The following is a 25,443-nucleotide window of genomic DNA, read 5'->3' as shown; positions in this document are numbered from 1 at the left end:
AGTGATCATGGCTGTAACTGAAAAAACAGGCTGGACTTATCACTATATCATGTGGGGCATTAGCTGGATCAATATACGAATGATGCTGGCCGATGCACCGGGCTTTAAACGCCAAAAGAAACAACCCAAAAAAGTAAGCGGCAGCGAGCTTGCCAAACTATTGAACTTATGAGCTTAGAACTGGACGTAAATTTTAACCTGAACGACCCCGAAGTTAAATCGGAGACGGACGCGATTAAGGCCAATTTAAGAGGGGTAAATACAACTGCTCAAGAGGCGGCAAAGAAAACTGCAGATGCATTTCGCGCAACAGCAGCTTCTATTGCCAGTAATTTAATACAAGCTGATGCTTTTACGGGGCGCCTTGCTGCAATAAATTTAGAGATCAAAGGGATTGCGGCGGAAGAGAAAGCATTAAGTGCACAATATAGAAGTGGAGCCATTGACAAAAATTCCCTCCTTAAGTCGCATCAAGATTTGATTGTAAAAGAGCGGGAGCTGCGCAGTGAAATGAAGCTTGTTAATTCAGAGTTGCAAAAACTGGAAAGCTCAACAATGCCAAAAGCAGCACGGTCGGCCAATGGTTTGCAAAGCTCCATTAACCAAATATCAAGAGAGCTTCCCGCCTTTACGTATTCGGCTCAAACAGGGTTTATGGCGGTATCTAACAACTTGCCCATACTTATAGATGAAATTGGGAGGTTAAGGGTAGCAAATACTCAGCTAGTAGCAAGTGGCGGCACTGCTGTGCCTGTTTGGAAGCAATTAGTGAGTGGTTTGTTTAGCTGGGGGACGGCGCTATCGGTGGTCGTTACTTTGCTTACTGTTTACGGTAAGGAAATTGGCAATTTCATTGGCTCTTTATTTAAAGGAAAGGATGCCATAAGTCAATCGGTTGCAAATTTCAAGGCGTTAAATGAAGTAATGGGAAAGGCCAGTAAGCAAGCCGGGCAAGAAATTTCGACACTTAAAATATTATATAAAGCGGCTACCGATGTATCCTCATCAATGGAACAGCGGGTTGCAGCCGCCAAGGCGTTAAGGGCTGAATACCCTAAAGCGTTTGCCAACGCTCAAATTCAAGCCATTTTAAACGGGGAAGAAAAGAAAACCTATGAGGAGTTGACTGCTTCCATTTTAGCAACGTCGAGAGCCAAAGCGGCTAAGGATAAACTAGATGAGGTTGAGGCGAAGAGGCTTGACATTGATTTTCAAAGGCAAAAAATTCGAAATGCTAACATAAATGAAAAACGGCGGGCAGAAAAAGAAGGAGATACTTCATTCTCAGGCAGTAGTAGTTTAGGTATTGCTGGAGGTACGATTACCGTTGCAGAGCGTAAGCGTTCAAGTGATGTACGAGCCCAAGCTGCGCTGAAAGATCTGGATGATCAAGAAAAAATATTGAATGGTCAATCTGCCTTTTTGGTAAAATTCGCCGGGCAATCGAAATTGGTTGAAACGGTTACCGTTAAAAGTCGTGAGGCGGCGGCGAAAGCAGCTGAGGAGGCGGCTAAAAAAGCAGCAACCGCAGCAAAAAAAGCACGAGAAGCGAAAGAAAAAGCGGATAAAGAAGCTTTTGATGATGAGCAGGATGGACTGAAAGCGGAGTACGAAAAAAGACAAAAGGCTGCGCAGGATTACCAGGCATATCTAAAAAAATTGCTTGAAGACACTCAGAATTATCTTCAAAAGCGAAAGAGTTTATCAGCGCAATACGAGGCTGACAAAAAAATACTCGAAGCGGACCCTGTTCTTTCGGCGAAAGATAAAGCCAATCATATTGCCCAGTTAACAGGCAATCATAAAGATGAATTAAATGCCCTCGATGATGCCAACATTCAAAAGCTTGACGCCTACAAAAAATTATATAAAGGCATTGATAGTATGAGTGATGCTTCGGCAAAGGTGGTTATTGCCAATGCTGAAGACATGCTTGCGGCAGCTGTAAATGCAGGGAGAATTAGTGCAGAGTTCGCCAAAGAAATTGCGGATAAGCTAAAAGAGGCTAAAAGTTCATTAAACGCGCGGTTGCCTGAACGGCTTGAGGCCGCTGCCGACTCAATGCGAAATATCGCGGATGCCTTGCAGGATATTGACGGGAATTTTGCCAACATATTGGGAACAGTTTCAAATGTAATTACTGGTTTCGCAGAGATACAGCGACAAAAGGAAGCTTACAAAAAAGCCGATGAAAAAGGTGATGCGTTTGGTAAAGTAATGGCTGGAGCAGGTATTGCCGGAGCCGCTTTATCGGTGATCAATGGCATTGCCGGATATTTCAAAGGGTTAAAAGCTGCTAAGGAAGCTGCTTTTAAATACATGAACGACTATCAAGCTTCGGCCGTGAAAGGAGAGCGAGATTACCAGGCGTTATTGCGCCAACGTGAGCGTGATGAGGTTCGTCGTGGTAAAACCAGCTACAAAGGGTTGGTGGATCAGCTGGAGCTCATGAAAAAACAAAGTCCTGAGCTGCAAAAGGCCTACGATAAAATATTTGCTTCATTACAGGGAGAGCAGTTTGTTGATGGGGTTGGTTACAAGCATGGCACTTGGTTGCGCAAAGCAAAAACCTGGGATATCATGGCCAGCCTTGGAGGCAAAGACTTCGCAGCCATGGAACAGCTGGATTTGCAGGGCAAATTGAAAGGCGCATCAAAAGAAGATTTCGACCAGCTTAAAAAGTTAAGAGAAGAGCTTCAGAAAACAGGAGTTGATATTGAGGAGGTGACAGCTCAATTGAATGAGATGCTAACGGGTACTTCTGTAGAAAGGCTGAGTGATGCCTTTTCAGGATTGTTTGAGAATGGGAAGCTCGCAGCTGCAGACTTTGCGGATTCTTTTGAAAGCATTCTGAAAAAAGCCATTGTCAATACTTTTAAATACAAAGCTATTGAGGAAGCAATGAAGCCGCTTTATGACGATTTGGCTAAGGCTGGCTCTGATGGGAAGTACAGTCAAGGTGAAATTGATGAATTAAGAACTAAGTCAGTCGCCATTGCAGAAAGTTTGAAAGGGCAATGGGATGCCATGACCTCTGCATTCGATGTTGATTTCACTGGAGATAAAAATGCGCCTGATCAAAAAGGTTTAGCCGGAGCAATTAATGGCATCAGCGCCGAGCAGGCTGATTTATTGGCGGGTCAATTCGGAGGCTTGCGCATTACGCAGCTCGATACCAACAGTATTTTGAAGGAGCACGGCTTGAGTATGCAAAGCCAAATGGCGGAAATAAAAGCCCAGCACGAAACCATGCGAATGATTGAGGTGAATACGCGAATCACTGCCGATACTATTAAATCGGTTGATACTTCGCTGAAATCAATAGATAAGAAAATGGACAGCAACGCTGATTTGAGGTCATTAGGAAGATAAAACGATGGTAACAGGCAATTATTTTTTAAACGGCAACGATGTAGGCAGTGCCTACGGGCTCATCATTCAGGATACGTCAGGCTTTTTAATTATGCCTGAGCGAAAAGAGTCATTGTCGCACAATTGGCCGGAGCAAAACGGAATTGAATATGATTTGAGTGCACCCATGTTTAACGATGCTGAAGTGACACTTCAGTGCGTGATCGCAGCTACTTCCGATACGCAATACTGGACACGGCGCAATGCGCTGCTTGCCCAGCTTCAATTACCCAGCTGGCAAAACTTTCAGGTAGTTGATCACGGCAAAACCTATCAGGTTTTTTATCTCAAAAGCAGCAACTGGAAAAAGGAAAGCCAAACACTTAAAGGCGTATCGGTAGTAGTGGTAAGTTTTGAATTAACATTAAAAGTGAAAGGCTCTACATTATGAATTACGATATAAAACGAGGATCAACCACTATTGCAACGGTTCGCCCTGAAGGTGGACTGTTGAGGCAACGCATAATGGGTGAAAACGTGGTGCAAATGAGTTTCACATTGGCCGAGGCTGTAGATTTTACCATTGGTGATACGGTGTTGGTGTATGGAGAGACGTATTACCTGAACCAAATGCCTGCGGTGCAAAAGGTGTCAAGTTTGGAGTACCGCTATACCGCCACCTTTGAAAGTGTGGCTTATGAATTGGGGAAAATTCAATTCTTCTTTTTGGATGCGCTGAATGCGCTGAAAGAAGCCGATTTCTCCTTAATGGGCAATCTGCAGGATTTTTTAAACCTGATTGTGGCCAATGCGAACCGGGTTAGCTCCGGCTGGTCGGCGGGCGAAGTGGTCAACTCGGAATACAAGAACCTGACTTTTTCCGGTGAAAACTGTTTGGCGGCTTTGGCTCGTTTGGCTTCGGAATTTAACACGGAGTTTTGGTTCGATGGAAAATCGATCAACCTCTCCAAAAAAGAGCAAACAAACCCGTTAACGTTTAGTTACGGGCAAGGCAATGGGCTGTATGAAATTAGCCGTACCACCAAGGATAGTACAAACATTATTACCCGGTTGTACGCTTTCGGTTCCTCAACCAATCTGCCGGGCGATTATCGCAATTATGCCAAACGCCTGCGTATGACGGCGGGAGCCTTGTATGTAGAGCAGAATACCTCGCAATACGGCACCATAGAGGCTACTCAACTATTTGAAGATGTTTATCCGCAACGCGTGGGAACCGTTTCTGCGGTGAACGGATCAAGCATCTACAAGTTTAGCGATGCTGCTATCGACTTTGATGTGAATGCTCAATTGTTGCCAGGCATAACGGCAAAGCTCACGTTCAATACCGGGCAATTGGCCGGGTATGAATTTGAGATTGCCAGCTTCAATAATACCACTAAAGAGTTTACCATCATTCAGAATAAAGATGAAAAGGCGTTGGAATTACCTTCCACTTTGTTAAAGCCTGCCATTGGCGACAAATACGTGCTGACGGATATTAAAATGCCTCAGTCGTACATTGATGCAGCAGAGGCGGAACTGGTAACTAAGGCCAACGAATATTTAAGCCAAAACAGTTCTCCACGAGTAAGTTACTCGGTAGTGCTTGATCCTATTCATGCCCAAGCGAACAGCATATCGCTGAATGTTGGGGATAACGTAACCATTGTGGATGCGCCTTTGGGCATTAACAAGCTGATCCGGATTGTGGCGCTCAACCGTTCGCTGACCAACGGGTTTGATTATCAAATTGAACTGGCTGAGGTGGTTCAGCCAACGATTCTTAATCGCGTGCTGGCTGCCCAGGAACAAGCCAAAAGAGTAATTGACCTGAACAGCCTTTCCAACGTGAACCGAGCAAGAAGGAGCTGGCGGACTACGCAGGAATTGCAGGGCATGGTGTTTGACACCGACGGCTATTTTACCGACAAGATCAGGCCGCTTTCAATTGAAACCTCATTGTTATCTGTAGGGGCCAAATCGGGCAATTTCCTGTTAAAAGGAGTTTTGTTTGCGCCCAATTACCAGGGCAATGTTTCACAGCTGAGCGCAGGTGGTGGGGTGCTTGAACATTATGCCATTGCCGATTCGATAAAGACCTGGAACTTTTCCGGACAAACCTTTGCCGGGCTGGTGAACGGTACGGCTTACTATGTGTATGCCCGATGTAATAAAACCACCACCGCCGCCACCTTTGTTTTGAGTGCTTCCCAAATAACGGTAGAGCAGGATACGGGTTATTACCATTTCCTAATCGGCATTCTGCATTCCGTTGTCAATAACTACCGTGAAATTTCTTTATTGTACGGCTCAACATTGATCAGTGGCAAATCCATTACCACCGGCAAAATTTCAAGTGCTGACGGATTGACTTGGTTTGACTTGGACACGGGCGAAATCAGCGGAAAAATCACCTTTGGCAACAATTCCAGTGGTTACAACAACCTTACCGATAAGCCGGATTTATCAGTTTACGCCACCAATGGCTTTGTAAATTCTATAAAAAATGACCTTCAAAGTCAAATTGACGGGAACGTGACGACATGGTTTTATGGTTATGTACCTACATTGGGGAATGTTCCTGCCTCTGATTGGGCAACCAATGCCGTTAAAGATCAGCATTTGGGGGATTTGTTTTATGATACGAATACCGGTTACGCCTACCGTTTTCAGGTGGTAACGGGCGTTTATTCATGGCAAAAGATAAGTGATGCAGATATAACGGCAGCTTTAGCCAACGCGCAGCAAGCGCAAGACACAGCAGACGGCAAACGCAGGGTGTTTGCTACTACGCCTGTTGTGCCATATGATGTGGGAGATTTGTGGGTGCAAGGCACTTCGGGCGATATTATGCGCTGCCAAACGGCTAAAACCGCTGTACAATCCTACAATTCTGCCGATTGGGTGAAGGCGAGTAAGTACACGGATGATACGACTGCAAACACGGCTTTAACCAACGCAGCAACAGCACAAACAGCAGCGAATAACGCACAGGCTTCAGCAAACACAGCTAACAGCTTACTTGCTGACTTGTCGAATGACAACCTGTTAACCCCGATTGAAAAATCGGAAATGGCAAAAGAATGGGGGGTTATTGTTGGCGAAAAGCCAATTATTGAAAGTCAAGCGGGTACTTACGGCGTTTCTTCATCCGATTATACCACAGCATACGGCTCATTGGAATCCTACCTTGTGCCTTATTTCGCCGACTTGAACGCTAATAGCGTAATTGTAGGCAGCACCTTCAGGGCAAATTTTAAGGCGTATTATGATGCGAAGGTAGCTCTGTTAAAGCTTGTAAGTGATGCGGCTAAAGCTTATGCAAATACGGCGGTGAATAATTTGAAGGTGGGGGGCAGGAATTTAGCGATAGGGTCAAGCAATGGCAATGGATGGTCCGGTTTTACGAGCCGTACAGGCAATGAGTTTTCAAAAACAATAGCAATTTCTGGCGAAGATTTTATTTTCAGCCCTTCCTTCCAGTATGTTGCAGGCAAGGAAATGGTTGTTAGTTTTGAGGCAAAATCCTCATCTAATGTTAATTCAACCGAACTAATTATATTAAGTGGAAACTACCCAACTGAAGGATTCGTAATGTACACAGGTTATACAGCAGGCGTAGGCGTATGGAATAAAATTGTTATTAAGTTTACGGTTCCCGCCTCAATTGTTACTTCAGCCCAAATGCGTTTTGATCACAATGGAAGTACAGACGGCTTAAATGCTACGCTTCAGATCAGAAACATTAAACTGGAATACGGCAATAAGGACACCGACTGGACACCTGCACCGGAGGACGTACAAGCGGGGATAAATACAGCGCAAACAGCAGCTAATGACGCACAAACTTCAGCCAATACAGCAAACAGCTTACTTGCTGACTTGTCGAATGACAACATGTTAACCCCGATTGAAAAATCGGAAATGGCAAAAGAATGGGGTGTTATTGTTGGCGAAAAGCCAATTATTGAAAGTCAAGCGGGTACTTACGGCGTTTCTTCATCCGATTATACCACAGCATACGGCTCATTGGAATCCTACCTTGTGCCTTATTTCGCCGACTTGAACGCTAATAGCGTAATTGTAGGCAGCACCTTCAGGGCAAAGTTTAAGGCGTATTATGATGCGAAAACGGAGTTATTGAAGAATGTAAGTGATGCGGCGAAGGCTGCGGTTGATAATGTGAGGGTAGGAAGCAGGAACTATGTACTTAAATCAAGAGTAAAAGATGCAATACGAGGTTATCGTGGAGATGCTACAAGTACATTAGTTTCTGATGCTAAATTCGGAACTGTAGTGGAGTATTCAAGGCCTTCAGGCGTTGGCGAGTTTCAATATGAATTCAATGTATCTGACCTGCTTATTAATTCCGAAGTGGTTTTTATGGTTATTGCCAAGCGAATAGGTACAGGTGGATATTTCGCATTTGGTGGTTGGGATAATACTTTTTACAGGCTGGATGACAGTAGCCCTGCTATTGACTTAGGGGATGGGTGGAAAATGTATTGGAATACATTTTCCACAGATGCTTCAGGCATTGTAAGGTTTATAACCTTTGGTATTAATTCTGTTTCTGGAACATGGCAATTTCATGCCGTTGGAGTTTTTAAAGGCAACAAGCCAACCGACTGGACACCTGCGCCGGAGGATGTTAACCAACAAATAGCTGACAGCACAAAGACGACCATTGACGGTGGAATGGTGACGACCGGAACCATTAAGTTGGGTAATGATGCCGGAGTAAATGCAGGTATCACCGGAAACGGGGGCGGTTCTTCTGATGTGCGATTTTGGGCGGGTGACACCTATGCTAACAGGGCAATTGCACCTTTCGTTGTGACCAATGACGGTCAGGTAGTAATGACAAAAGCCACCCTGAAAAGTGCTGCCACCGGGAAGCGTATTGTAATTGATTCCACTAATAACACGCTTTCCTTTTACGATTCTTCAGGCGCCAAACGGATAAATTTTGATGATAACATTGACTTTTACGATGGCTCCACTGGCTACGGGGCTGATATTGGTGGGGTTTCTATTGGGGAACGTGGGTTGCATTTGAATGACAAGCGCATACTTGGAACGGCTTTTAGTAAGGTGAATACATTTGGAAACTATCAAGCTACCAAGCACCAGACTATCATAAACGTTAGAAACGGTTCAAATAACGTGTACATAATGCTTCCCGATGATGCACCAATTGGTAAGGTTTATTTTATATGCAGATACAACGGCAAAATAGACGGAAGCAGTGCGATTTCTCAAAGTTCCGGCACAATCACCATTCAGGATTCATACGGTCAAGCCATAACAACCATTTCAGGGGCAGAGCGTTCAAAAATATTAACGGTGGATGATTTTTACAGTGGGTATTTAGACTGGATAGTGTTATAAGAATAAAAAAATGGGGCAATAAGCCCCATTTCATTTATTTAATCACCTCAATAGTTCTTTCAATCTTTGTTTCTTCCTTGTTCTTAAAAACAGTCAATTCAACCTTAAAGCTTCCGAATACAGAAGCATGGTTTTCAATCCAAAAGGAATCATTGAAAAAATCAGCCTTTTTAACGGCCTTAGAGACTTCAATAACGCCTGAACTATTCTTGATATTAACTTTTGCAGAATCAACATCAAAAGGGTTTAAATACATAATAAAAAGCGTGTAATCGGAAGCGGTGTAATAACTAATTCTTGTTTTGTAGTCACCGTTAAACTCCGATTTATTTTCAGGTTCAATGTTTTCAATGTCATCACTCTTTTTCTCACAAGAAGTGAAAAGTATAGAAATTGAAATGCTAATTAATAATAAAAGATTTTTCATTAGTGTAAGATTTAGAACAAAATAAGTAAAAAGTATGCCAATAAACAAAAGGTTAATAACGGTAAGAAAAGCAACTGACCATTTATTAATTTAATCATGAGTAAAGTGAACTTAAAAACGCCGATTAGCTATTACGGCGGGAAACAAAAATTAGCAAACAATAATACAGATGAGTGAAAAAATGAAAAATTATACAAATGCTCCATTGCCTTTTATGGGGCAGAAAAGACGGTTTTTAAAAACATTGAAAGATGTTTTACAGGATTACCCCCAGGATGCAATTTATGTGGATCTGTTTGGCGGCAGCGGATTGCTTTCGCATACGGTAAAGCAATACCTCCCTTTGTCAAAGGTGGTTTACAATGATTTTGACAATTACAATGAACGCCTGCAAAACATTGCAAACACCAATAAAATACTGGCTGATTTACGATTGATCTTAGCCGGATGGCCAAAGGATAAACAAATTACCGGAGAGGCAAAAGAGCAGGTTATTCAACGCATAAAGCAAGCCGAAATGGCGGGCTTTGTCGACTACATTACGTTATCCTCCTCGCTTTTGTTTAGTATGAATTATGTAACCAATTTTGCCGATTTTAAAGCGTCTACTCTATATAATGTTGTGCGAGTGAGTGATTATAGCTCCGATGGTTATTTGGATGGCTTGGAGCGCGTGTCTGTGGATTATTTAACCCTTTACAATCAATATAAGAATGAGCCTAATGTTGTTTTCATGGTTGATCCTCCATATTTGAGCACCGAAGCAGGAACGTATAAGTCATACTGGAAGCTAAAGGATTATTTAGATGTATTGCAGGTATTGGATAGTCACCCTTACGTTTATTTTACTTCCAATAAATCAAACATTATTGAGTTGTGTGAATGGATAGAGTTGAAAACGCCCAACAGTAACCCGTTTAAAGGTGCTTGCAAGAAGTCTGTTAACGTTACAATGAACTACAATTCAACTTATACTGATATAATGTATTATAAGTATTCGAGTACAACGTAGGGTTAAAGAGTATTTAAATGAGGTTTAAAGTAAATGAAAACGCCTGTTGAGTGATTATCGGCAGGCGTTTGTGTATATTTAAAGTATGGATAGACTTATTGATCTTATAAATTCAGAAATGATTGTCTCAAATATTTTAGGCGGGTTCATTTCACTACTTTTTGCTATAATATTTTATTGTATAGCATCCGCAGATTTAAAGAAAACAGAAGGTCGTATTACTGAGCTCCTACATAGGACTAATGAGCTAGTAAATATTGGTTTAACGGTGCAGGATTTGCATAAAAAAGGCTTTGACACTGATTATAAAAGAGATGAACAAGATGGTGTTACAGCAATTATTGTATCAATAAGTGGTGAATCTCATGGCAACAGCGAAGTGAATGGAAACCTTGGCAGCGTATAAAGCATTTCAGATATCTTTTTTTTGGACATTTCGTTTTTAGGAAGTGTACTTTTGGTTTTGTGGCTTATAAAAAACCCTTTTTGGGCATTGAAATGGAAATAAATTTTGTTTGAAATTTAAGTAGCTTAATTTCAGAGAATAAGATTCTGGAATTGTATTTTTGTCGACTTATGAGAGATTTTGGCACACCTAAGCGTGAAAGTAATCAAATGGTTTTTGGTATCCGCGCTGTAATTGAGGCAATTAGCGCTGGAAAAGAAATAGAAAGTCTTTTTATCCAAAAGGGATTGGGAGGCCCTTTATTTGCAGAATTGCGTTTGGTAATTGCGGAATATAATTTACCATTTCAATACGTTCCAACTGAAAAGTTGAACAGGCTCACCCCAAAGAACCATCAAGGGGTTGTTGCATTTATCTCACCAATCACCTATCAAAATACTGAAAATTTAGTTCAGGATATTTATGAACGAGGTGAAGTACCGTTGTTATTGGTTTTAGATAGAATTACCGATGTTCGGAATTTTGGAGCAATAGTTCGTACTGCAGAGTGCATGGGAGTACAAGCCGTTATTGTTCCTTCCCGTGGATCAGCCCAAGCTAATCCTGATGCTGTAAAAACTTCTGCCGGTGCATTGTTCAGAGTGCCAATTTGCAGGGAAATGCGTTTAAAAGACACATTAACTTTTTTGAAAGATTCAGGACTGCAATTAGTTGCCTGCACTGAGAAAACAGATGAAGTGCTTTATAAAGCTGATTTTACGGTTCCAACCGCTATTATTATGGGTTCAGAGGAAGATGGTATTTCTCCAGAGTATTTAAAGATGTGTGATGCGCGAGCAAAAATTCCAATGTCGGGGGAGATTGCTTCCTTAAATGTTTCTGTTGCTGCAGGAATGATTCTGTATGAGGCAGTTAGACAAAGAAGCTAGCCTAAATAAATTATAAATGTTGAATTATGAATTTTAAATATTGGTTGTTTAATTCATAATTCAACATTTCTTTAGATATATTTCTCTCCTGTATTTTGTTTTACATCTGCTACGATTTGTTTTACCATTTGCTCTTCTGATTTTTTACAAACCATCAAAACGTCGCCAGTTTCTACTACGATGTAGTCATCCAAGCCTTGCAATATCACTAGTTTATTTTTAGGTACTCGAACCATGCAATTTGCAGAATCATACATGATTACATTTTTTGAGCCTATAACTACATTTCCCACATAATCTTTATCGGTTTTAACATCATAAACTGAAGCCCAAGTGCCCAAATCGCTCCAGCCAAAGCTGCTTGGACGAACATATACGTTATCAGCTTTCTCCATAATTCCGTAATCAATCGAGATATTTTTACAGCGTGTATATGCATTTTTGATGAATTCCGTTTCTTTGGGAGTATTGTATAACACCCTGCCTTCTTTAAAAATATCATTCATTTCGGGCATGTATTTTTCAAAAGCTGTTTTAATGGCTTTTGCATTCCAAACAAATATTCCGGCATTCCATAGAAAATCCCCACTTTTTAAGAATGTTTTAGCCAATTCTAGATCGGGTTTTTCAGTAAATGTTTTGACTTTGTAGAAATTTGATTCGGTACTTTTATCGGTACGTTGAATGTACCCATAGCCAGTATCCGGTCGGGAAGGAACGATTCCAAGTGTAATTAAGCAATCATTTTTTGAAGCAAAACTTATCGATTCTTTAATAATCGAACAAAAATTTTCTTCTTCTAAAATCAAATGATCAGACGGAGCAACAACTATAGTAGCATCAGGGTTTTTTCTGGATATTTTATGACTGGCATATGCTATACAGGGAGCCGTATTTCGCATTATAGGTTCACCCAAAACATTGCTTGGTTTAATATCAGGAAGCTGTTCAAGAACTATGTCGCGGTAAATCTCATTGGTGACAACTAAAATGTTTTCTTTAGGACATATTTTCGCAAACCTTTCAAAAGTTTGTTGAATAAGTGTTTTTCCAACTCCTAATATATCAATGAATTGTTTAGGATAGTTGGTTCTGCTGACCGGCCAAAAACGACTCCCAACCCCGCCGGCCATAATTACTACAAAATTGTTTTCCATTATATTTGATCCAGGGTTAAATAATTCCTTCTTTGATTAAATCATGAAGATGAATTACCCCAAAATAAGTGTCTTTATGCGTTACAATAAGTTGCGTGATATTATGTTCTTTAAGCATTGCCAATGCATTTACAGCCATTTCACCAGCCTCTATAGTTTTTGGAGTGGCATTCATAATATCTTTGGCTTGCAAGGTAGAAAAGTTTTCATTTTTTTCCATCATCCTTCTAAGGTCACCATCCGTAATTATTCCCACAAGTTTTCCGTTTTCAATTACTGCTGACGTTCCTAATCGTTTGGATGATATTTCTAAAATTACCTTTTGAATAGAATCTGTTAGTAAAACTTGTGGTTTTTCGTTATTTTTGGCAAGATCACTAACCTTTAGGTATAGTTTTTTTCCTAAAGCACCTCCTGGATGATATTTTGCAAAATCTTCACTGGTAAAGTTTCGTTGTTCAAGTAAGCATACGGCCAGAGCGTCGCCCATAGCAAGTTGTGCGGTAGTACTGCTTGTTGGGGCAAGATTGTTTGGACAAGCTTCTACATCAACAGTTGTATTTAATACATAATCAGAATGTGTGGCCAGATACGATTTCATGTCACCAACTATCCCAATAAGGATATTGTTAGTCTGTTTTAATAAAGGCAGCAAAACTTTTATCTCAGGAGTATTTCCGCTTTTTGAAATACAGATGATCACATCATTACTTTGAATCATGCCCAGGTCGCCATGAATGGCATCTGCTGCATGCATAAAAATAGATGGTGTTCCGGTTGAGTTAAGTGTAGCTACGATTTTTTGGGCTATGATTGCACTTTTTCCAATTCCGGTAATAATAACTCTTCCTTTTGAAGAAAGAATTGTGCTAACTGATGCTTCAAAGTCGTTATTGATATAATTTTGGAGCTTTAAAAGTGATTCTGCTTCAATTTGAAGCGTCCTTTTAGCTGATTCTATTGCTTGCAAGAGTATATGTTTTTTTAGTAAAAAGGGAAATTTTAATTATGTGCAAAATTATGTTATTTTTAATTTAGCAAACTATTTCAGTAAGTAAAAAAGTCAATAAATATTTCAGGGATAATGGAGGTTAAAAAGTCGCTGTTTGATAACTTGCAGAGTTTTTTCGGTTTTGATAAATTTAAAGGTGAGCAAGAGGCAATTATCACAAGTATTCTTTCAGGTGACGATACATTCGTAATTATGCCAACTGGCGGGGGCAAATCAATGTGCTATCAGTTACCGGCTCTGATGAGCGAGGGCACGGCAATAGTGATTTCACCACTGATCGCTTTGATGAAAAATCAAGTTGATCAACTTAGGGCATTTGGTAGTACTGACAGTATTGCCCATTTTCTCAATTCTTCCCTTAATAAAACGGAAACCGCTCAAGTAAAAAAAGATGCGCTTGAAGGGTTAACAAAACTACTTTATGTAGCTCCCGAATCGCTGGCTAAACAAGAAAATATAGATTTTCTTAAGGCTGTTGGCGTTTCTTTTGTTGCCGTTGATGAGGCGCATTGTATTTCAGAATGGGGGCACGACTTCCGGCCTGAATATCGTAAAATCAGAAATGTAATTAGTCAGTTAGGAGAGAATGTACCAATCATTGCGCTAACAGCTACTGCTACACCAAAGGTTCAACATGATATACAGAAGAACCTGCAAATGAGCAAAGCGGTAACCTATAAATCTTCGTTTAACAGACCTAATCTCTATTATGAAATTCGCCCAAAAAAGGATTCTTTAAAGGAAATTATTAAGTTCATTAAAGCTAAAAATGGTAAAACGGGTATCATTTATTGTTTGAGTCGGAAGAAAGTAGAAGAGGTTGCTGAAACGTTAAATGTGAATGGTATTAAAGCACTTCCTTACCATGCAGGTTTGGATGCCAATACTCGTGCTACCACTCAGGATCGTTTCCTGAAGGAAGATGTTGACGTAATTGTGGCAACAATAGCTTTCGGTATGGGTATCGATAAACCAGATGTTCGTTTTGTGATCCATTATGATATGCCCAAAAGCATGGAAGGTTATTATCAGGAAACTGGTAGAGCTGGTCGTGATGGAGGTGAGGGAACATGTATCGCTTTCTATGATGAGAAGGATATTGAGAAACTTGCCAAATTCATGAAAGATAAGCCTGTTTCAGAACGTGAAATCGGTACCCAGATATTAAAAGAAGTGATTGACTATGCTGAATCGTCAGTTTGTCGGCGAAAGCAAATTCTTCATTATTTCGGTGAAAGCTTTAATGAAAGCAGTTGCAACAGCATGTGCGATAATTGTCGCCATCCGCAAGAGAAATTTGAAGCCGAAAAAGATTTACTTTCAGTATTGCAACTCGTTAAAAAATTAGACGAGAACTTTGATGATGAACATATCGTTAATATCTTAAGCGGTACTCAAGATGCTGAAATGGTGACATTTGAGCATAATAAATTACCAGAGTTTGGTTCGGGTAAGGAAAGAGGTGAAATTGTATGGAAATCAGTTTTGCGTCAGGCTGTTCTAAATAATTTCTTGGTAAAAGATATCGATAGCTATGGTATACTTAAGCTGTCTAAGTTTGGAAAATCATACCTTGAATCTCCATATTCCATAAAATTTGTATTAAACCGTGATTTTGACTCGATTGTAGCTTCCGATAACGATGACATTAAAGCCGGTGGAGGTGCTTTGGATGATGTTTTGTTGGGTATGTTTAAAGATTTGCGCAAGAAAATTGCAAAGCAAAAAAACATTCCTCCATTTGTTATTTTCCAGGATCCTTCCCTTGAAGAAATGGCCAGTCAATATCCAATTTCAATTGACGAATTAAAGCAAATTTCAGGAGTAGGTCATGGAAAAGCTATTCGCTTCGGGGCACCTTTTATCGAAATGATTAAGAAGTACGTTGAGGAGAATGACATTGATCGCCCTCAAGATATGGTTGTCAAGTCAACCGTAAATAAATCGAGTCTTAAGGTATCTATTATTCAAAATATTGATAGACAGATTCCTTTAAATGATATTGCTTCCTCAAAGGGGTTGGACATGCCTTTATTGATTCATGAAATTGAAAGTATAGTATCTTCTGGAACTAAGCTAAATATCAATTATTATATTGATGACATATTGGATGAAGACCGACAGGATGAAATTTTTGACTATTTCAGAGCTTCAGAAGAAGATTCAGTTGAATTAGCTTTAGCTGAACTCGGTGAAGAGGATTATACACGTGAGGAGATTCAGTTGATGCGTATAAAGTTTATCTCTGAATTAGGTAATTAGATTTGTGTATTGAGATATCTTCTTATTTATAATTCAACATTCTTCATTTATAATTAAAATAATGATTACTAATATTCCCAAAATTAAACATAATGATTCTACCAATTTCTTCCTTTTAGCAGGCCCATGTGCAATTGAAGGTGAAGAAATTGCCATGAGAATTGCTGAACGTATTGTTACCATTACTGATAAGTTTAATATTCCTTACGTTTTTAAAGGTTCGTATCGTAAAGCGAATCGTTCGCGTCTTGATTCATTTACAGGTATTGGAGATGAAAAAGCCTTGAAAATACTAGCTAAAGTTGGTAAAGAATTCGGCATCCCTACAGTTACTGATATTCATGAAAGTCACGAAGCTGCTATGGCTGCTGAGTATGTTGATGTTCTACAGATTCCGGCATTTTTATGTCGTCAAACTGAATTATTAGTAGCTGCAGCGAAAACCGGAAAAGTTGTTAATGTTAAAAAAGGTCAATTCCTTTCAGGCGGTTCAATGAAACATGCTGTTACTAAAGTAATGGAGGCCGGTAATTCGAATGTTATTTTAACTGATCGGGGTAATTCATTCGGATATCAGGATCTTATAGTTGACTATCGTAATTTAGTTGAAATGAAAGGGTTTGGAGTGCCTGTGGTGATGGATTGTACTCACTCTTTACAACAGCCGAACCAGGAAAGTGGAGTTACGGGTGGAAAGCCGGAATTGATTGAAACTATAGCAAAAGCCGCAATCGCAGTTGGAGCCGATGGTTTATTCATCGAAACGCATCCTGATCCTAAAAATGCCAAATCTGATGGCGCTAATATGTTGCAATTAGATTTATTGGAAGGCTTATTAGAGAAACTGGTTCGTGTACGTCAGGCGGTTATTTAAGATAGAAATCTGGAACGAAGCTCAGGGCTTGGAACCATGCATTCATTTCGCCTTCCGAACCATTTATATCGATTACGTGCAATAATAGTGTAGAAGTAATCTCTGATTGGTCTAGGAATAATAATGAAAATATAGAGCAGGAGATAAATGCCTCCAAGTTCTTTTAATACAAGCAAAGCCCCACTTGACCTCAAATGGGGCTTGTTGTTTTTTATAAGAATAAACGTGCCGAATTGGTCGGTTGGTAAGTTTAATCTTCTTGAAAATTGTTGACCTGTTTCTGATTGTAACGCAGCAAATTTAAACTTTCCGGAAGGATCATTTTTTATGATAAATTGAACCGTGGAGTTACATAAATTACATACGCCGTCAAATAAAACGATCAAATTTTCTTCTTTATTCACTTTCTTAAACTCTGTTGTGATCGATCTTCCAGTTTTTAATTTCTTTTTTAATCTCGTCGCTATTTAAACCTTGTTCAGCAGCACGGCTAGCAAGAGCAACAAATTCCTCGTCACCAGCAAAGCGTAACGCAATAATTTGCCCCATTCGTAAACGGCTATCAAGTGGCTTTCCCGCGAGTATATAATGTCTGAGATTTTCTTCAGCGCGGATGGCTCTGTCTTGCGCTCTTAATGGAAAAGAACGTGTATAATAATACGATAATCCAGCGCAAATGAATAATAAGGCTATTAATGAAGCGCTATATAAGTTACTGTGATCTTGAACAGAATTAAAAAGATTAATAATCGAACCAATTAAGCCCGCAATTAATAAAAACAATAATACATAATGAAATCCCGGAACCATCCGGCTGTGATTAGCATAATTTTGATTCTTCATTTTTCTACTTAAAGTTTAATTTATGAGGGATGAAATTATTCAATTTTAGTGACTTTAAATTCGGTTCGACGATTATTGGCTCTTCCTTTTTCTGTGCCGTTATTATCAATAGGTTGTGTTTCTCCGTAACCCTTATAACTAAGTCGGTTGGGATAAGGAAAGGCTTTAATAATATATCCATAAACCGTTTTAGCTCGATTTTCTGACAAGAGTTGATTAGGCTGAATTCCTCCAATATTATCAGTATGGCCGGATATTTCAATATTTACTGTTGGATTGGATTTCATGAAATCAATTAACTTATTCAATTCAATTTTCGATGAAGGATTCAATTGAAAAGAATTTGTTTCGAAAAAGATATTCTTTAAAACAACTTTTTCACCAACGGCAATCGGACTTAATGGGGCTTCAATGGTAAAAACGCGGGAAGTATCATTGCCTGGAATAGTGAAATGATCCGAATAGAACAAATAGCCTTTTTTTGAAACATTTAAAACGTATTCATTGCCCAAGGGCAGGCTTGCAAAAAAGTTACCTGTTTCAGCATTTGAAAGCGATTTATAAATACTGGTACCCGTTTTCAAATTGATGACTTCAACACGCGCATCCAGTTTTAATTTATCGTTTTTGTCAAACACAATGCCTTTAACAAAAGTTAGTTTTGCCGGTTTTATGCTTTCAGGAAGGTCAAAATTGTAAAGATCATAGCCGCCATGTCCGCTAAGTGTATTGGAGGAGAAATATCCTTTGTTACCAGAACCATCCGTTACCAAGCTTATTTCTTCTCTAAACGTGTTAATTGGATATCCAATGTTTTGAGGTTTGCCCCAATTGCCGGCATTATCCTTTCTTGAAATAAAAATATCATGAGCTCCCATTCCTGGCCAACCCTCTGAACTAAAATACAAGGTTTGATCATCAGCATGCAAAAAGGGAGATTCATCATTAAATGGCGTATTAATATTGGGCCCTAGGTTTTCGGGGGCCGTCCAGCTTCCGTCGTCTTGTAATTCGGCTTTCCAGATGTCGTTTTTACCCAAACCTCCTTTTCTTTCACTCACAAAATATAACGTTCGGCCGTTGGGTGCTAAACAAGCTTGTGATTCCCAGTTAGTGGTATTTATTGGAGGACCCAAATTGAAAGGTTTCGACCATTTAGATCCTTCCAGTTTTGCAAAATAGATATCGCATCTGCCCAAACCATTGGGGCTATTACAAATGGTAAACAATAAAAGCTGACCATCAGCATATACATTACAGGCACCTTCATTGCAGTTCGGTGTATTAATATTACCTTTCAGAGGAGTAGTTAATGACCATTTGCCGTCTACCAGATTACTGAAATAAAAATCCTCATTATTTACGGTTCTTCTGGTAAAAATCAAGGTAGCGCCATCAGCTGTAATGGTTGGAAAATACTCATCGGCCGAAGTATTTATTTTGTCACCAAGGTTTTTAGGATTGAAAGCAACAGGGGTTTTAAGTGCAGTATCAGCAAACTTACAATCAGCAAGTAGCCGTTTGGCATCAGGTATATATTTTTGGGCTTTGTCTTCGTATGACATGAATTTTTCCAGGTATTGACGAGCGGAAATATAGTTGCCGTTGGAAATTTCAATATCACCTAAAAAGAAATAATCTTGTTTTTGAAAATCCGGATTCAATAAAATTACGCGCTGATAATTCTTTTTTGCATTGGCAGTATCTTTTGTTATCCGATAGATGTCACCTAATCGTTGGAAAGCATCAATGAAGTTGGGGTCTTCTTTAACAGCTTTTTCAAGTATTGCAGAACCTTCTTTGTAATTTTTTACTGATAGATATTCATCAGATTTGTTATAATATTCTATTGCTTTTTTTGATTGCGATGAAAGCTTAACTTGTCCAAAGACAGATAAAGTACTGTATAAACAAAATAATAAGACTAAGCAGAATCTTTGCATGATGAGGTCAATTTAAATACAGAAAAGCAATTAAACAAACCTTTGAGCTCTTAAGGAATATTAAGGTATTTGTGCGTTTGTAGAGAAATTTCCCAACGCGGGTTATTCATCACATAATCAACGATTAATGGAGTCATTTCAGAATGCTTGCTCCATTCTGGTTGAAGGTATAATTTACATTTATCTGAAACATGAGCCGCATGTTGCTCAGCCCAATCAAAGTCACTTTTGTTAAAAACAATCACTTTCAATTCATTCGCAAGGGGAAGGATATCCGGACGGGGTGATTTGAATTTTTTGGGAGAAAGGCAAATCCAATCCCAAGAACCTGAAAGGGGATAGGCTCCTGAAGTTTCAATAAAGGTTTTAATACCTTTTTTCTGAAGCTCGGAGGTAAGGTAATCCAAATTGTATAACAATGGTTCGCCGCCGGTAACAACTACGGCTTTAGAAGGGAATTTGCCGGCGTTCTCAACAATAATATCTGAATTGGTAAGTGGATGTAATTCTGCATCCCATGATTCTTTCACATCACACCAGTGGCAACCGACATCACATCCGCCTAAACGAATGAAATATGCAGCCTTACCGGTATTAAATCCTTCTCCCTGGATGGTATAAAATTCTTCCATAAGAGGTAAAAGGGTGCCGTCTGTCGGTATTTTGTTAAGAACGCTGCTCATTTTAATTTCAATATAATTAATTTAGTAGTCAGCAGTATTCAGTCTAAAGTCTTACTGCATACTGCAACTGACAATGCTACTATTTATAAACTTCTCTTTTAGCAGCAGCTAATGTGTTTTTTAGTAAACTCACAATGGTCATTAAGCCAACGCCGCCTGGAACAGGAGTGATGTATGAACTTTTTGGGGCTACCTCATCAAATTTAACATCTCCTTTCAGCTTAAATCCTGATTTGGTTTCAGCTGATTCAACACGATTGATACCAACGTCAATTATAATGGCACCTTCTTTAACCATATCGGCAGTTACAAAATCAGCTTTACCGATAGCCGCGATGAGGATATCGGCTTTACGAGTGTACTCTTTAATGTCAGGAGTTTTGCTGTGTACAATAGTAACCGTGCAATTACCCGGATTGTTGTTACGAGCCATTAAAATGCTCATTGGTGAACCAACAATATTACTTCTGCCAATAACAACGCAATATTTGCCTGTAGTGTCAATTCCGTACTCCTCAAGCATCAACATGATACCATAAGGAGTTGCTGGGATAAAACAAGGTAAATTGCGCTGCATACGTCCTAAATTGATAGGGTGGAAGCCATCAACATCCTTACGGTAATCGATTGCTTCTGTTACCTTTTCAGCATCAATGTGTTTAGGCAAAGGAAGTTGAACTATAAAACCATCAACTTGAGGATTTTTATTGAGTTCTTCTATTTTGTTTAATAATTCAGCTTCAGTAATACTTGAATCATAGCGAATAAGACCAGATTGAAAACCTACTTTTTCGCAATTCTTCATTTTGCTTGCTACATAGGTTTCACTTGCACCATCATTGCCTACTAATATTGCTACTAAATGAGGTTTACGGCCGGTTTCCTTTAAAAAGTCAGCAGCTTGCGCCGCAATATCATTTTTAAGCTTTTCAGATACAAACTTTCCGTCGAGTAATTGCATATTAAAAAAATGTGAATTATAAATTATGAATTGTGAAATGATCAGTTACATTCATAATTCATAATTCTAAAATTTATAATTAATCAAGTTTCAGTACCGCCATAAACGCAGATTGAGGAATCTCAACTGAACCTACCTGACGCATACGTTTTTTACCTTCTTTTTGTTTTTCTAACAATTTACGTTTACGAGAAATATCACCACCATAACATTTAGCGGTAACATCTTTACGCATTGCTTTTACGGTTTCACGTGCAATAACTTTTGCGCCTAAAGACGCTTGAATTGCAATTTCGAATTGTTGACGAGGTAATAGTTCTTTTAATTTTTCGCAGATTTTCTTACCAAAGTTATAAGCATTACTACGGTGAATTAATGATGAAAGTGCATCAACTGGTTCTGAATTCAAACGAATATCCATTTTTACCAAATCAGATTGACGATAACCTATCTGATGGTAATCAAATGAAGCATATCCTTTTGAAATGGTTTTTAATTTATCATAAAAATCAAATACAATTTCACCCATTGGCATTTCAAAAACCAATTCAACGCGATCAGACGTTAAATACGATTGATTTACAATGGTACCACGTTTTTGGATACACAATGACATTACTGGTCCTACAAACTCAGACTTCGTAATGATATTTGCTTTGATGTAAGGTTCTTCAACAAAATCGATTTTGCTTGGATCAGGAAGATCAGAAGGGTTGTTTACAATGATTTCATCACCTTTGCTTGTATACGCTTTGTAGGATACATTGGGAACCGTAGTAATAACGGTCATGCCGAACTCTCTTTCCAAGCGCTCCTGAATAATTTCCATGTGTAGCATTCCCAAGAATCCGCAACGGAATCCAAATCCTAGGGCAGCTGATGACTCAGGTTCGAATACAATTGAAGCGTCATTCAACTGTAGTTTATGCATTGCTTCGCGAAGTTCTTCGAAATCTTCAGTATCAACCGGATAAATGCCGGCAAATACCATAGGCTTTACTTCTTCAAAACCTTTAATAGATTCACCTGGGTTATCAACTTTGGTAATTGTGTCACCAACTTTAACTTCCCGAGCTTCTTTAATTCCTGAAATGATATAACCTACATCACCGGTTTTAATAACATCTCGAGGTTCTTGGTTTAATTTCAATACTCCAACCTCATCAGCAATATACTCCTTGCCGGTAGCTACGAATTTCACTTTGTCGTTTTTACGGATTTCACCGTTTAATACTTTAAAGTACGCAATAATACCACGGAAAGAGTTAAACACTGAATCGAAGATCAATGCCTGAAGCGGGGCGTTTGGATCACCAACAGGAGCTGGTACGCGTTCAACAATTGCCTCAAGAATTTTGTCAACTCCCAACCCGGTTTTACCTGATGCAGGAATGATTTCATCGCGGTCACAACCAATCAATTCAATAATTTGGTCTTTCACTTCTTCAGGCATAGCGCCGGGAAGATCCATTTTGTTAAGAATAGGAATGATGTGAAGATCGTGTTCCAAGGCCAAATACAGATTGGAAATGGTTTGTGCCTGAATTCCTTGGGAGGCATCTACGATCAATAAGGCGCCTTCACAAGCAGCGATCGATCGAGAAACTTCGTAAGAAAAATCTACGTGGCCCGGAGTATCGATAAGGTTTAAAATATAGTTTTCGCCACCTTGCAGATATTTCATCTGGATGGCGTGACTTTTAATGGTAATACCACGCTCACGTTCAAGATCCATGTTGTCTAACAACTGCGCTTGAGCGTCACGAGCTGAGATGGTTTTTGTAAACTCTAACAATCTGTCTGCCAGGGTACTTTTACCATGGTCAATGTGAGCTATAATACAAAAGTTACGTATATTCTTCATTCGGCTGCAAAAATACGTTTTTGTCTCCTATTTTTTTTCTGAAAGTGACATTTGGAAATTAATAGAGTTGTCAAAACTAAAAATAGCCGAAACGTTCGGCTATTTTTAATATCGTTTTATAAAGAAATTATTTTGGGGACTATTCGATATTTTTCAACTCCGACTACAAATTTCTCATAATCAGACTCAATGGTCTTAATGAATTCATTGTCATTTATTTTACCTAGAACAGCTTCCATTTCCTCTTGATTATCATAAGGAAGCTTTCTGAATTCGTTCATGTAATCTTTATTTCTAGAGTCGAATGTACGTGATCGGATCTTCTTTGCAATTTCAACAGATCTTTCAATAAGTTGATTCCAGTGAATTGATAATCCATCAAAGTTGACAATATTGTGTAAATCCAATAAGGCTGCAAATGCATATTCGGCTTTTTGTTGTTCATAAAATCTTCGCTGATATTGATAGTATTCATGTACTTGATCCCAATTTTTTATCAAACCGCTTTTGATATTATTTTTCAATTCCTGAATATGATTTTCAGTAATAATTTGACCACCTATATTAATCCATTTAGAACGTTTACCATGGTGTAAACGGGAATAAATTTGTTGAAGATCAGCTAATTTGTGAGTTTTTGCGTGATCAATAATTGTTTTCATCGCAAAGTAATGAATCATTTCATGATAAGATTCATATGCGGCTGATGGTTTTAAGATGATTGATTTACGGCTACTTGCTTCAATAACACCGCCCAGTATTTCAATCTGTTTAATCTTTTTATTTAGCAGAATTTCCTTACCTGTTTTATTCCCATTATTTGCAGCAGATTCAATCTCGTTTTTGCGTAACTGATCATCCAGTATCCATTTTTCAAGCATATGCAATGCTTCAAATATTTCTTCAACGGTATCAGGTGCTAAGTAATCATATTCATATTCCTGATATCGAATTACTCGTGTATCACGAACGCTATACTTCCATGAATTACGTGCTAAAGCATACATATTATACATCCACCAATAAGCAGGTATAATTTGCAGTACATCGTCGCGTTCGTTAATTGAGACTAATGAAAATGGAAGGGATATATTTAGTTCAGCGGGGTAAGAACCTTTAGCAAGCAAAGTAAAAGCAGCAAATTTACTGTTGTGTTTTAAACTTACGCAGAGGCCAGGCCAAAAACCGCGTCCGGCTACAATTTCACCATCATTAGCCCGTGAGTTATGGTTGGAGCCAATTGTAGCTCCTGCTGCAATATTACTTTGTCCAAATATGGTTGCAGCAATCAGGAAGGAATTATTGTGATGCTGTTCGTGTCCAGGGTATATTAAGCAATTTAATACTTCACAACATGAAATGGTTGAGTTTTCTCCAAGAATTGAATTAATCAATCGCGCACCATATTTCAAAGATGAATTATTACCTAATGAAAACCGGACAGCCTTAACACCATAAAAAATTTTACAACCGTATCCAATTATTCCATTTACCAATTCTACACCTTCGCCAATTTGGGTAGGGCTTTCAAAATTACTATTGATAGTAAGATTTTTAAGCTTATTGGCCCCTTTTATATAGGCTGCGTCCCCAATTTTCACATCTTTAATAATTTGACAGTTCTTGAGAACACATTGCTCACCAATGGTTCCATAGATGCCCCTTTGTCGTTGAAATTTACTTTCGGTAAGTTCAACGAACCTTTCCATCAATTCTGCATCATTTCGATATTTCGACCATAAAAAAGCATCGCTAGTAAGCATGCCGTCAAATGGAAGAATTCGTCGTCCGCCATTTTCATTACTAACCTCCATCCAGATTCGGAGTGATTCGGCTTCCCCTTTAATCAATATTCCGTTCCCAAACTTAGCATGGTTAGAAACTTGAAGTTCACTTATATTGAATAAGATAGATTCGTTGCCAACAATATAGTGAGAGATGTAATTAACATTATTCAGTGAAACATTATTACCCAGGTCGCAAGAGACAATTGTTGAATTATACAATCCAACCGGAAAACGCATGTCATGATATTCTAGAAAAAACTCTTCCAGGTCACCAATTCTGACTAAGCCATAAAAATTACAATTACGAACAAAACTTGGATTGAACGTATCGGTTACCATCACGTTTTTCCAATTATCTGAAAGATTGTGATTGGCAATTAAAAGTTGAATTTCGTTCGGCTTTAACTGACGATAAGTTTTATTGCCATTTTGTTCATTTCTGCAATAGTATTCATCTTTTCCTTCGGGAATATATTCACTGGTTATAAAATTATAACCAAGAGCAGTCATTGAATCTTTTCGGATTGGCCTCATGTTT

Annotated in this window: 19 protein-coding genes; 9 read left to right on the top strand and 10 right to left on the bottom strand. The window is 39.0% G+C overall.

Annotation, left to right across the window (positions count from 1 at the left end; all coding sequences use genetic code 11):
• Window positions 1-7: 7 nt before the first annotated feature.
• Genes FN756_RS14420 through FN756_RS04645 form a run of 4 tightly spaced genes read left to right on the top strand, consistent with a single transcriptional unit; the run spans window position 8 to window position 8,745 of the window.
• Entirely contained in the window at window positions 8-172 is a 165-nt protein-coding gene (locus FN756_RS14420; RefSeq protein WP_185955174.1) for a hypothetical protein, read from the top strand.
• Window positions 169-3,372, top strand: coding sequence for a coiled-coil domain-containing protein (locus FN756_RS04655; protein ID WP_142601899.1), 3,204 nt, complete (start codon window positions 169-171; stop codon window positions 3,370-3,372). The genes FN756_RS14420 and FN756_RS04655 overlap by 4 nt, the downstream gene beginning before the upstream one ends.
• 4 nt (window positions 3,373-3,376) lie before the next feature.
• Window positions 3,377-3,802, top strand: coding sequence for a hypothetical protein (locus FN756_RS04650; protein ID WP_142601897.1), 426 nt, complete (start codon window positions 3,377-3,379; stop codon window positions 3,800-3,802).
• The gene (locus FN756_RS04645) at window positions 3,799-8,745 is read left to right on the top strand and encodes a phage tail protein (protein WP_142601895.1); all 4,947 of its coding nucleotides are present in this window, start codon (window positions 3,799-3,801) and stop codon (window positions 8,743-8,745) included. Before FN756_RS04650 ends, FN756_RS04645 begins: the two co-directional genes overlap by 4 nt.
• A 34-nt stretch (window positions 8,746-8,779) precedes the next feature.
• On the opposite strand, the gene FN756_RS04640 is transcribed toward FN756_RS04645, so the two are convergent.
• On the bottom strand, window positions 8,780-9,172 hold the full coding sequence (locus FN756_RS04640) for a hypothetical protein (RefSeq protein ID WP_142601893.1): 393 nt from the start codon (window positions 9,170-9,172) through the stop codon (window positions 8,780-8,782).
• A gap of 181 nt (window positions 9,173-9,353) precedes the next feature.
• Here FN756_RS04640 and FN756_RS04635 point away from each other — a divergent pair, with 181 nt between their 5' ends.
• From FN756_RS04635 to rlmB, 3 genes are all read left to right on the top strand, one after another.
• Window positions 9,354-10,184 (top strand): DNA adenine methylase, encoded by an 831-nt coding sequence (locus tag FN756_RS04635; protein WP_142601891.1) that lies wholly within the window; start codon window positions 9,354-9,356, stop codon window positions 10,182-10,184.
• Window positions 10,185-10,269: 85 nt separating this feature from the next.
• Window positions 10,270-10,590, top strand: coding sequence for a hypothetical protein (locus FN756_RS04630; RefSeq protein ID WP_142601890.1), 321 nt, complete (start codon window positions 10,270-10,272; stop codon window positions 10,588-10,590).
• 170 nt (window positions 10,591-10,760) lie between these two features.
• A complete protein-coding gene (gene rlmB / locus FN756_RS04625) occupies window positions 10,761-11,519 on the top strand; it encodes a 23S rRNA (guanosine(2251)-2'-O)-methyltransferase RlmB (protein ID WP_142601888.1) in 759 nt (252 codons plus the stop codon).
• 71 nt (window positions 11,520-11,590) lie between these two features.
• On the opposite strand, the gene FN756_RS04620 is transcribed toward rlmB, so the two are convergent.
• Together FN756_RS04620 and FN756_RS04615 are read right to left on the bottom strand one after the other, a co-directional pair.
• Entirely contained in the window at window positions 11,591-12,679 is a 1,089-nt protein-coding gene (locus FN756_RS04620; RefSeq protein WP_142601886.1) for a mannose-1-phosphate guanylyltransferase, read from the bottom strand.
• Window positions 12,680-12,692: 13 nt separating this feature from the next.
• A complete protein-coding gene (locus tag FN756_RS04615) occupies window positions 12,693-13,646 on the bottom strand; it encodes a KpsF/GutQ family sugar-phosphate isomerase (protein ID WP_221929014.1) in 954 nt (317 codons plus the stop codon).
• Window positions 13,647-13,760: 114 nt separating this feature from the next.
• Here FN756_RS04615 and recQ point away from each other — a divergent pair, with 114 nt between their 5' ends.
• Together recQ and kdsA are read left to right on the top strand one after the other, a co-directional pair.
• Window positions 13,761-15,950, top strand: coding sequence for a DNA helicase RecQ (recQ, locus tag FN756_RS04610; RefSeq protein WP_142601882.1), 2,190 nt, complete (start codon window positions 13,761-13,763; stop codon window positions 15,948-15,950).
• Between the two features lie 61 nt (window positions 15,951-16,011).
• On the top strand, window positions 16,012-16,824 hold the full coding sequence (kdsA, locus tag FN756_RS04605) for a 3-deoxy-8-phosphooctulonate synthase (protein ID WP_142601881.1): 813 nt from the start codon (window positions 16,012-16,014) through the stop codon (window positions 16,822-16,824).
• Here kdsA and FN756_RS04600 read toward each other — a convergent pair.
• The 7 genes from FN756_RS04600 to FN756_RS04570 form a co-directional block, all read right to left on the bottom strand.
• On the bottom strand, window positions 16,821-17,228 hold the full coding sequence (locus tag FN756_RS04600) for a thiol-disulfide oxidoreductase DCC family protein (RefSeq protein ID WP_142601879.1): 408 nt from the start codon (window positions 17,226-17,228) through the stop codon (window positions 16,821-16,823). The two genes, kdsA and FN756_RS04600, sit on opposite strands and share 4 nt — an antisense overlap.
• Before the next feature lie 4 nt (window positions 17,229-17,232).
• Window positions 17,233-17,667: a DUF6526 family protein gene (locus FN756_RS04595; protein WP_142601877.1), complete on the bottom strand. Its 435-nt coding sequence runs from the start codon at window positions 17,665-17,667 to the stop codon at window positions 17,233-17,235.
• Between the two features lie 35 nt (window positions 17,668-17,702).
• Window positions 17,703-19,610: an OmpA family protein gene (locus FN756_RS04590; RefSeq protein WP_142601875.1), complete on the bottom strand. Its 1,908-nt coding sequence runs from the start codon at window positions 19,608-19,610 to the stop codon at window positions 17,703-17,705.
• Window positions 19,611-19,660: 50 nt separating this feature from the next.
• The gene (locus FN756_RS04585; RefSeq protein ID WP_142601874.1) at window positions 19,661-20,293 is read right to left on the bottom strand and encodes a 7-carboxy-7-deazaguanine synthase QueE; all 633 of its coding nucleotides are present in this window, start codon (window positions 20,291-20,293) and stop codon (window positions 19,661-19,663) included.
• A gap of 79 nt (window positions 20,294-20,372) precedes the next feature.
• Complete coding sequence (locus FN756_RS04580; RefSeq protein ID WP_142601872.1) at window positions 20,373-21,254, bottom strand: bifunctional 5,10-methylenetetrahydrofolate dehydrogenase/5,10-methenyltetrahydrofolate cyclohydrolase; 882 nt, start codon at window positions 21,252-21,254, stop codon at window positions 20,373-20,375.
• Between the two features lie 79 nt (window positions 21,255-21,333).
• Window positions 21,334-23,118 (bottom strand): translation elongation factor 4, encoded by a 1,785-nt coding sequence (lepA, locus tag FN756_RS04575; RefSeq protein WP_142601870.1) that lies wholly within the window; start codon window positions 23,116-23,118, stop codon window positions 21,334-21,336.
• 116 nt (window positions 23,119-23,234) lie between these two features.
• Window positions 23,235-25,439 carry a DUF4954 family protein gene (locus tag FN756_RS04570; RefSeq protein ID WP_142601868.1) on the bottom strand — a complete coding sequence of 735 codons (2,205 nt, stop codon included), beginning with the start codon at window positions 25,437-25,439 and terminating at the stop codon, window positions 23,235-23,237.
• Window positions 25,440-25,443: the final 4 nt, after the last annotated feature.

Source organism: Solitalea koreensis (genome assembly GCF_900182575.1).
Taxonomy (GTDB): Bacteria; Bacteroidota; Bacteroidia; order Sphingobacteriales; family Sphingobacteriaceae; genus Solitalea; species Solitalea koreensis.
The sequence above is the reverse complement of the archived record's forward strand: the minus strand, read 5'-3'. Positions and strand labels throughout refer to the sequence as shown.